This window comes from Jatrophihabitans sp. (assembly GCF_051960575.1).
Lineage (GTDB): Bacteria > Actinomycetota > Actinomycetes > Mycobacteriales > Jatrophihabitantaceae > JBQCEE01.
The window spans coordinates 1-9,347 of sequence record NZ_JBQCEE010000416.1 but is presented as its reverse complement, the minus strand read 5'-3'; the positions used below and the strand labels follow the sequence as shown (position 1 = coordinate 9,347).

Below are 9,347 nucleotides of genomic sequence, written 5' to 3'. Positions count from 1 at the left end.
GGCGGCCAACTCGTTGGCCGCCTTGATGGCGTTGGCGTTGTAACCGCCGGCGAGCCCGCGGTCACTGGTGATGAGCAGGACGCCGGCCCGGCGCGGGTTGTCGACCCCGTTCAGCAGCGGGTGCTTGATCGTCGTGTCGCTGCTCAGCTCGGCGAGCGCGTGGCTGAGCTCCTCGGCGTAGGGCCGGGCCGCGTTGACCCGGGCCTGCGCCTTGGCGATGCGCGACGCAGCGATCAGCTCCTGCGCCTTGGTGATCTTCCGCGTCGACTGGACGGATCGGATCCGCCGTCGGTAGACGCGAAGCTGGGCTCCCATCGAACGAGACCTACTTCTTCTCGGCCGACGGCTGGAACTGCTTCTTGAAGTCCGTGATCAGCTTCTCGAGCGTGGTCTGGTGCGCGTCCTCGAAGCCCTTGGCCGTGGCCAGGTCGTCGTAGATGGTCGCGTTCGTGTGCTGCACGTAGTCGAGGAACTCGGTCTCGAACCGGCGGATGTCGCCGACCTCGACGTCGTCGAGCTGGCCACTCGTGCCGGCCCAGATCGAGACGATCTCGCGACCGATCGAGAACGGCGACGCGGCCGGCTGCTTCAGCAGCTCGACCAGACGCGCACCGCGGGCGAGCTGCTGCTGCGAGGCCTTGTCCAGGTCGGAACCGAAGGCGGCGAACGCCTCGAGCTCGCGGTACTGGGCCAGGTCGACGCGCAGGCGGCCCGAGACCGCACGCATCGCCTTCGGCTGGGCGGAACCACCGACGCGCGACACCGAGATGCCGACGTTGATGGCCGGCCGCACACCGGCGTTGAACAGGTCGGTCTCGAGGAAGCACTGACCGTCGGTGATCGAGATGACGTTGGTCGGGATGTACGCCGAGACGTCGTTGCCCTTGGTCTCGATGATCGGCAGGCCGGACATCGCGCCGCCGCCCATCTCGTCCGAGAGCTTCGCACAGCGCTCGAGCAGCCGGCTGTGCAAGTAGAAGACGTCGCCGGGGTAGGCCTCGCGGCCCGGCGGGCGGCGCAGCAGCAGCGACACGGCGCGGTAGGCCTCAGCCTGCTTGCTCAGGTCGTCGAAGACGATGAGGACGTGCTTGCCGTCGTACATCCAGTGCTGGCCGATGGCCGAGCCGGTGTACGGCGCGAGGTACTTGAAGCCGGCCGAGTCGGACGCCGGGGCGGCGACGATCGTCGTGTACTCCAGGGCGCCGGCGTCCTCGAGGGTCTGCCGCGCCGAGGCGATGGTCGAGCCCTTCTGGCCGATGGCGACGTAGATGCAGCGCACCTGCTTGGCCGGGTCGCCGGTCTTCCAGTTGTCGCGCTGGTTGATGATCGCGTCCAGGGCGACGGTGGTCTTGCCGGTCTGCCGGTCGCCGATGATCAGCTGGCGCTGGCCGCGGCCGATGGCCGTCATCGAGTCGATGGCCTTGATGCCGGTGAGCAGCGGCTCGCGGACCTCCTTGCGCTGCACCACCGTCGGCGCCTGCAGCTCGAGCGCGCGGCGGCCCTCGGTCGCTATCTCGCCCAGGCCGTCGAGCGGCTCGCCGAGCGGGTTCACGACGCGGCCGAGGTACCCGTCGCCGACGGCGACCGAGAGCACCTCGCCGGTGCGCTTGACCTGCTGGCCCTCCTCGATGCCGGACGCGTCACCGAGGACGACGACGCCGATGTCGCGCACGTCGAGGTTCAGCGCGATGCCGAGCGTGCCGCCGTCGAACTCGAGCAGCTCGTTGGTCATCGCACTCGGCAGGCCCTCGACCCGCGCGATGCCGTCACCGGTCTCGGCGACGACACCGACCTCCTCGCGCGACGCGGTCGGCGAGTAGGACGAAACGTAGCTCTCGATCGCGCTCCGGATCTCGTCAGCGGAGATCGTCAGCTCTGCCATGGTTCCCTCTGTCTCTTCGTCACTGCTTCGTCAACGTATGTGGAATTGCTCGGATCAGGTGGCCAGGGCGGCCCGGGCGCCGGCGAGCCGCGACGCGACACTGCCGTCGATCACCTCGTCGCCCACCCGGACGACCAGACCACCGCGGATGCTCGGGTCGACCGCGGCCCGCAACACCATCTTGCGCCCGTAGAGATCACCGAGGGCGGCCTGCAGCCGCTGCTGCTGACGGTCCGTCAACGGCGTCGCCGAGACGACCCGCGCGATCGACCGCTCCTGCCGGTCGGCGGCCTGCTCGAGCAGGTCGTCGACGGCCAGGGTGACCGAGCGCTTGCGCTGGCTGCGCACCGCGTGCTCGACCAGCCGCTGGGTGACCGACGAGACCTTGCCGCGCAGCAGGCGGGACGCCAGCTCGACCCGGCGCTCGGCCGGCGCGGCCTGCTCGTCGAGCAGGCTCACCAGCTCGCCGTTCGCGCTGAAGATCCGCTCGACGCGGAACAGCTCGTCCTCGACCTCGTTCAGCACGCCGTCGGCCTCGGCGGCCGCGAACAGGGCGTCGTCACCGGCCCGCTCGAGGGCGTCGGTGAGGTCCCACGGCGACGACCAGCGCTGCTCGACCGCGGCGGTGACGACCTCGAGGGCCGCACCGCTGATCTTGCCGTCGAACAGCCGACGGGCGAGGTCGGTGCGCGCGGACGGGGCCGTGGCCGGGTCGCCCAGCGCACGCCGCAGCCGCGGCTGACCGACCAGCAGGTCGGCGACCGCGTAGAGCTCGTCGGCGAGCCCGCCGAACGCACCCGCGCCGGCGTTCGCGCCGAGCGCGGCCTCCTGCCGGCGCCGCAGCTCGACGAGCGCCTGCCGGCTCGCCGAACGCATCATGCGGTGTCTCCGGTCGTCGCGGCCGTGTCACGGGCCTCGAGCCCGGCGAGGAAGGCGTCCACGGTCGCCGAGACCGAGGTGTCGTCGGCCAGGCGCTGGCTGACGATCTTCTCGGCCAGCTCGACGGCCAGGGTGCCGATCTCGGCGCGCAGTTCACGGACGACGGCCGAACGCTGCTGCGCCAGCTGCTCGTCGCCGCGGGCCACGATGCGCGCCGCCTCCTCCTGGGCCGACGTGCGCAGCTCCTCGATCGTGCGCTGCGCCTCGGCGCGCGCGTTCTCGCGGATCTGCGCGGCCTCGGTGCGGGCCTCGGTCAGCGCGTTCTGGTAGGACTCCTGCGCCTGGGCCAGCTGGTGCTTGGCCTCCTGCGCGTCCTTCACCTGCTGGTCGATCATCGCCTGCCGCTCGCCCAGCACCTTGGTCAGGCGCGGGACGACGTACTTGCCGATGATCGCCAGGATGATCAGGAACGCGATGAACTCCACGATGAACGTCGCGTTCGGGACAAGGAAGTTGTTGTCCGCGAGCGTGTGCTGTGCCATGGGGTTCCGTTCTGCAGCTGCGACGGTGACGTCAGGGACGGGTTACTTGGTGCCCTGGACGAAGACGAAGAGGACGGCGAAGGCGAGGTTGATGAAGTACGCCGCCTCGACCAGACCGACGGTGAGGAAGAACAGCGTCTGCAGCTGGCCCTGGGCCTCGGGCTGACGGGCGACGCCCTGGATCAGGGACGCACCGGCGATGCCGTCACCGATGCCGGCGCCGATGGCGCCGCCGCCGAGGGCCAGGCCACCGCCGATGAGGCTGCCGGAGATGACGGTCTCGTGAACCGTTGCCATGTCGATCCTGCTTTCTTCCAGTGAATTGCTGACGGGTGCCAGTCGGTGCCGTCACCGGCTGGCGGGTGACAAGTGTGCTGCGGTACTGCCGGTCAGTGGTGCGCACCCTCCTCGTGCGGCTTGATCGAGCTCAGGTAGAGCACGGTCAGCAGCCCGAAGATGAACGCCTGGATCAGTCCGATGAACATGTCGAACAGCTTCCAGAGGATGTTGGGCGCCCACAGGATCCACACCGGCAGGGCGGCGATGAGCGCGACCATGATGGTGCCCGCGAAGATGTTGCCGAACAGACGCAGCGAGAGCGTCACCGGCTTGATGAGCTCCTCGACGATCCGCAGTGGGATGAGCGCCCGCGGCTTCTCGAAGATGTGCGCGTAGTACTTCAGCCCGTTCCTCCGGATGCCGGCGACGTGCATCGTGCCGATGACGATGATCGCCAGCGCGTAGGTCAGGTTCACATCCGACGCCGGCGGCGGGGCGAACTCGCCGTGGTGCTCGTTGATCTTCGTCGGCAGGATGGAGATCCAGTTCGCCAGCAGGATGAACAGGAACAGGGCCATGCCCAGCGGCACCACCCAGGGGGCGGTCTTCACGCCCATGGCGTCCTCGACCTGGCCCTCGACCTGCTGCTCGACGGTCTCGAAGGCGAGCTGCATCTTGGTCGGCTTGGTCGAGCTCGCGCGGCGAGTGACCGCGAGGCCGAGGACGATGACGACCAGCCCGGCGATCACCGTCGCGATGATGGTGTCGGCGTTGAGCGTCAGCGACCCGATGTGCCAGTGGATGTGCTCACCGGGCGTGATGTTGAGTGCGGCGGGATGGCCCGTCACTGGTCAACTCCTCGAGGGTCTGGGGTCGGCGCGCCCGTCGTGGGCGTGCAGGACGTCTGCAGCAGGGTCATGCGGTCGGCCGCATCGTGCGCAGCAGCGGCACGGCGGCACCGACCAGCATCAGCAGTTGGAAGGCGGCGAGGCCGGCGAAGGTGCCGTAGCCGTCGGGCCGCACGATCAGGGCCAAGCCGATCGCCACCGCGGTGATCGCGCCCAGGCGCAGCAGCACGCCGCCCTGCACCCGCTTCTTCGACATCCGGCCGCGGGCGAAGGTGAGGACGGACTTCTGCAGCAGGTAGGTGTTCAGCGCGCCGAGGGCGAAGCCGAGCAGGACGAAGACGCCCATCATCGGGTGGCCGACGAGTGAGGTGACGACGATCGCGAGGGCGCCCAGGACGGCGCCGAGCACGGCCGAGCGGCGCAGGTTGGCCACCGCCGACACCGGCGTGTAGACCATCGGCTGCAGGTCGGTCACTGATCCCCACTCACGTCGTGTCCTGGTCTTGCGTCATGTCAGGTACTTCCGGATCTGGACGGTCGCGTAGGCCACCGCCCCGACCACCCCGAGCCCCAGCCCGACGAACAGGAAGACCGGGAAGGTACCCAGCAGCGCGTCGACGAGCCAGCCCAGGCCCATGCCCACGGCGAGAGTCACCGCGGCCCCGAGCCCCAGACCGAGGAGATCGGTGAGGCCGAGCCCGTCGGAACCCCTGGTCACAAGGGCGCTCCTCGAGGTGCGGCCGGCACTGCCTGACCACCCCGGGCCCACTGGTGCCCCGGCCGCGCGGGCCGGAAGTCCACGTGTGCCTGAGGCAGCGCGGTCAGCTTACCGGCTCATCAGGACTGCTTCGTACCGGGTACAGCGGTGTTACGTCCGAGGTCGTCTGCCGCCCCTGCAGCCGGGTCACGACCAGCAGCAGCACGGCCACCACGATCACCCCGGCGACGATGGGCAGCACCGCCGCGGTGCGGCCGTTGGTGTACGAGAGCCCGACCCCGAACGACGCGAGCAGCGCCGACCAGATGTAGAGCAGCACGACCGCGCGGCGCTGGCTGTGCCCGAGCTCGAGCAACCGGTGGTGCAGGTGCTGCTTGTCCGGCGCGAACGGCGACCGCCCCCGGCTGACCCGCCGCACGACCGCGAGCAGCAGGTCGATGAATGGCACCGCCAGCACCGCCACCGGGATGAGCAGCGGCAGCACGAGCGGCAGCGTGTTGGTCAGCGTGGTGAACGCCTGCGGGTCGACCTGCGTGGTCGCGGTGGCCGTGCTGGCCGACAGCAGCAGCCCGAGCAGCATCGAGCCGGAGTCGCCCATGAACAGCTTGGCCGGGTAGAAGTTGTGCGGCAGGAAGCCCAGGCAGGCCCCGACGAGCAGCGCGGCGAGCAGGGTGGGCGCGGCCGGCACGCTCTGGTATCCCTGCTGCGAAAGGTGGTAGCTGAACACGAACATGGCGCCGGCCGAGATGGCCGTGACGCCCGCGGCCAGCCCGTCGAGGCCGTCGATGAAGTTCAGCGCGTTGATCGTCACGAGGGTGAGCAGGATCGTCACCGGCACGCCGATGTCGCCGCCCAGGCTGATCGTGCCGACGTCGCCGAAGGGGACGTAGACGAAGGCGAGCTGGGTGCCGCCGCGGGTGACCATGATCCCCGCGGCCAGCACCTGCCCCGCGAGCTTGGTGAGCGAGTCGAGCTCGTACTTGTCGTCGAGCACGCCGAGGGCGCAGATGATGGCCGCGGCGAGCACGACCCAGCCCATCTCGGGGCCGCTGCGGAACGAGGCCTGCAACGACGGCAGCTGGGACGCGACCAGCAGCGCCAGCGCCACCCCGCCGAACATCGCCACCCCGCCGAGCCGCGGGATCGCCATCGCATGCACGTCGCGGTCGCGCGGGTTGGCCACGGCCCCGATGCGGACGGCGAGCACCCGCATCAGCGGCGTCAGCAGGAAGGTGATCGCCGCGGCGAGCAGCCCGACCAGGACGTACTCGAAGCGCGGGTGGGTGACCATCGCAGCGTCAGGCGCCGGCGGGCGTGCCCGTGACGGTGCCGTCGACGAGGTCGGGCACGACGGCGCGCAGGTCGTCGACGCCGATGGCGCCGACGCGCAGCACGCGCGGCACCGGGCCGGTGACGTCGACGATGCTGGACGCGATCCCGCCGGGCACGGGGCCGTCCTCGAGGTAGACCCCGACCGACTCCCCCAGCTGGTCACGCGCCTCGGCGGCCGTCTGCGCAGCCGGGTGACCCGACTTGTTGGCGCTCGACACGGCCATCGGGCCGGTGCGCTCAAGCAGCTCGATCGCCACCGGGTGCAGCGGCATCCGCACGGCGACCGTGCCGTCGGTGTCGCCGAGGTCCCAGCTCAGCGAGGGCGCGTGCTTGACCACGAGCGTCAGCCCGCCCGGCCAGAACGCCTCGACCAACCGGCGGGTGCGCGCGTCGACCGACGTCACGAGGCCGTCGAGGGTGTTCCACGAGCCGATGAGCACGGGCACCGGCATGTCGCGTCCGCGACCCTTGGCGGCCAGCAGCGCGCCGACGGCGACCGGGTCGAACGCGTCGGCACCGATGCCGTAGACGGTGTCGGTGGGCAGCACGACCAGCTCGCCGTAGGCGATGCGGTGGGTCGCCGCCTCGATGCCCTCGACGCGACCGACCGGGTCGCGACAGTCGAAGAACTGGGCCATCGGCGCCTCCGTTCGTCGGTGCGGCGCGCCGCCGGGCGCGCCAGGATCGGATCGCAGCCCATCCTGCCTCACCGGGGCGAGCGCACCGCCGTGACGTACCGGGGGCGGTCGGCGAGGTCGCGGTGGTCGGCCACGTCGACCCACTGCCCCGACCCGGCCAGCAGGGCCGGCACCGTCTCGGCGTGGGTGTCGTCGTGCTCCATCGCGAAGGTGCCGCCGGGGCGCAGCAGGCGGGCAGCCGCCCCGGCCACGGCGGGGACGAGCGCCAGACCGTCGGCGCCGCCGAAGACGGCGACCTCCGGGTCGCGGCGTACCTCGGGATCGACGGCGGTGTCGCGCGGCACGTAGGGGGGATTGCTCACGACGACGTCGGCACGGCCGACGAGGTCGGCGAGCAGCGCCGGATCGGCCACGTCGGCGACCACGACCTCGACCCGGCTGCCCGCGGCGTTCCGCTCGAGCCACGGCACGGCCGGGCCGGGGCGCTCGACGGCGAGCACCCGAGCGCCGGGCACCTCGTCGGCGACGGCGAGCGCGAGCGCCCCGCTGCCCGCGCAGAGGTCGACGACCAGCGGCGCCGCCGCCGTCCGCAGCGCCGGCAGCACGGCGTCGACGAGCAGTTCGGTCTCCGGACGCGGCACGAACACCCCCGGCCCGACGGCGAGCTCGAGGTGCCGGAAGGGCGCCCGGCCGAGGATGTGCTGCAGCGGCTCGCGCGCGGCCCGGCGGCGCACGAGCCGGTCGAAGGTCACCACGACCGACGGGTGCACCGGCCCGGCGAGCAGCAGGCGCCCGCGGGGCGTACCGAGCACGTGCGCCAGCAGCAGTTCGGCATCGACCCGCGGCGACCCGACCCCTGCCGCCGCGAGCCGCGCCGCCGCTTCACGCAGCAGTCCGGCAGCGGAAACCCTCCCGTGGGGCTCGTTTCCAGCCTCGGAAATGGGCCACACGGGAGGGTTTCGCGGGTGGTCGGTCACTGGGTGCCGGCGAGCAGGGCGTCGGTGTCCGCCTTCTGCAGCGCGGCGATCACGTCGTCGAGGGCGCCGTCGAGCACCTGGTCGAGGTTGTAGGCCTTGAACCCGACCCGGTGGTCGCTGATGCGGTTCTCGGGGAAGTTGTAGGTGCGGACGCGCTCGCTGCGGTCGACGGTGCGCACCTGCGAGCGGCGGGCGTCGGACGCCGCGGCGTCGGCGGCGTCCTGGGCGGCGGCGAGCAACCGCGCCCGCAGCACCCGCATGCCCGCCTCGCGGTTCTGCAGCTGGCTCTTCTCGTTCTGCATCGACACGACCGTGCCGGTCGGGATGTGCGTGATGCGCACGGCCGAGTCGGTCGTGTTCACCGACTGCCCACCCGGGCCGGACGACCGGTAGACGTCGATGCGCAGGTCGTTGGGGTCGATCTCGATCTCGACCTCCTCGGCCTCGGGCAGCACGAGCACGCCGGCGGCGGAGGTGTGGATGCGGCCCTGTGACTCGGTGGCCGGCACCCGCTGCACGCGGTGCACGCCGCCCTCGTACTTGAGCTTGGCCCACACGGCGTCCTCGGCGCGGCGCGCCCGCACCGCGACGGTGACGGACTTGTGGCCGCCGAGGTCGGTCGGCTCGTCGTCGAGCACCTCGGTCGCCCAGCCCTGCCGCTCGGCGTAGCGCAGGTACATGCGCAGCAGGTCGCCCGCGAACAACGCCGACTCCTCGCCGCCCTCGCCCGCCTTGATCTCGACGATGACGTCCTTGCTGTCGTTCGGGTCCTTCGGCAGCAGCAGCTCGCGCAGCCGCGCCTCGAGTTCGTCGATGCGCTGCTCGAGCGTCGTCGCCTCGGCCGCGAACGAGGCGTCCTCGGCGGCCAGCTCGCGCGCCGTGCCCAGGTCGTCCCGGGCGGCGTCGAGCTCGCGGGCGACGGCGACGATCGGGGCCAGCTCGGCGAAGCGGCGGCCCAGCGTGCGGGCGCGCCCGGCGTCGGCGTGCACCGCCGGGTCGCTCAGCGCCCGCTCGACCTCGCCGTACTCGGCGAGCAGCTCCGGCAACTGCGACATCGGGGTCTCCCTCCCGGGAACAGCAACGGCGCCCGGCCCCCCCACGGGGGGCCCGGCGCCGGCGGGGGGGGGGCCCGCTGTGTCGGCTTGGGTGGGGGCCCGGCCCACGACGCTCGAGCAGCGCATCGACGAACTCGAGGCGCGGCTGCGCGAGCTGCTGCTGCCGAAGGACCCGAACGACAGCAAGGACGTCATCG

General features: G+C 71.6%; 12 protein-coding genes. All 12 read right to left on the bottom strand.

Annotated elements, in window-relative coordinates; genetic code table 11:
- Positions 1-315, bottom strand: a 315-nt coding sequence (locus ACTHMS_RS23140) for a F0F1 ATP synthase subunit gamma (RefSeq protein ID WP_440309012.1), incomplete at its 3' end; no start/stop codon positions are given.
- A gap of 10 nt (positions 316-325) precedes the next feature.
- On the bottom strand, positions 326-1,882 hold the full coding sequence (atpA, locus tag ACTHMS_RS23135) for a F0F1 ATP synthase subunit alpha (protein ID WP_440309011.1): 1,557 nt from the start codon (positions 1,880-1,882) through the stop codon (positions 326-328).
- Positions 1,883-1,936: 54 nt separating this feature from the next.
- Positions 1,937-2,761, bottom strand: a complete 825-nt coding sequence (locus ACTHMS_RS23130; RefSeq protein WP_440309010.1) for a F0F1 ATP synthase subunit delta — start codon at positions 2,759-2,761, stop codon at positions 1,937-1,939.
- Positions 2,758-3,303, bottom strand: a complete 546-nt coding sequence (locus ACTHMS_RS23125; RefSeq protein WP_440309009.1) for a F0F1 ATP synthase subunit B — start codon at positions 3,301-3,303, stop codon at positions 2,758-2,760. Before ACTHMS_RS23125 ends, ACTHMS_RS23130 begins: the two co-directional genes overlap by 4 nt.
- Before the next feature lie 42 nt (positions 3,304-3,345).
- On the bottom strand, positions 3,346-3,600 hold the full coding sequence (locus ACTHMS_RS23120; protein ID WP_440309008.1) for a F0F1 ATP synthase subunit C: 255 nt from the start codon (positions 3,598-3,600) through the stop codon (positions 3,346-3,348).
- A gap of 92 nt (positions 3,601-3,692) precedes the next feature.
- On the bottom strand, positions 3,693-4,430 hold the full coding sequence (atpB, locus tag ACTHMS_RS23115; protein WP_440309007.1) for a F0F1 ATP synthase subunit A: 738 nt from the start codon (positions 4,428-4,430) through the stop codon (positions 3,693-3,695).
- Positions 4,431-4,497: 67 nt separating this feature from the next.
- The gene (locus ACTHMS_RS23110; protein WP_440309006.1) at positions 4,498-4,905 is read right to left on the bottom strand and encodes an ATP synthase subunit I; all 408 of its coding nucleotides are present in this window, start codon (positions 4,903-4,905) and stop codon (positions 4,498-4,500) included.
- Positions 4,906-4,938: 33 nt separating this feature from the next.
- Positions 4,939-5,148, bottom strand: coding sequence for an AtpZ/AtpI family protein (locus tag ACTHMS_RS23105; protein WP_440309005.1), 210 nt, complete (start codon positions 5,146-5,148; stop codon positions 4,939-4,941).
- 103 nt (positions 5,149-5,251) lie between these two features.
- Complete coding sequence (locus tag ACTHMS_RS23100; protein ID WP_440309004.1) at positions 5,252-6,439, bottom strand: glycosyltransferase family 4 protein; 1,188 nt, start codon at positions 6,437-6,439, stop codon at positions 5,252-5,254.
- Between the two features lie 7 nt (positions 6,440-6,446).
- Positions 6,447-7,118 (bottom strand): L-threonylcarbamoyladenylate synthase, encoded by a 672-nt coding sequence (locus ACTHMS_RS23095; RefSeq protein WP_440309003.1) that lies wholly within the window; start codon positions 7,116-7,118, stop codon positions 6,447-6,449.
- A 68-nt stretch (positions 7,119-7,186) separates the two neighbouring features.
- The gene (gene prmC / locus ACTHMS_RS23090) at positions 7,187-8,068 is read right to left on the bottom strand and encodes a peptide chain release factor N(5)-glutamine methyltransferase (RefSeq protein ID WP_440309002.1); all 882 of its coding nucleotides are present in this window, start codon (positions 8,066-8,068) and stop codon (positions 7,187-7,189) included.
- A 23-nt stretch (positions 8,069-8,091) separates the two neighbouring features.
- A complete protein-coding gene (prfA, locus tag ACTHMS_RS23085) occupies positions 8,092-9,150 on the bottom strand; it encodes a peptide chain release factor 1 (RefSeq protein ID WP_440309001.1) in 1,059 nt (352 codons plus the stop codon).
- Positions 9,151-9,347 lie beyond the last annotated feature (197 nt).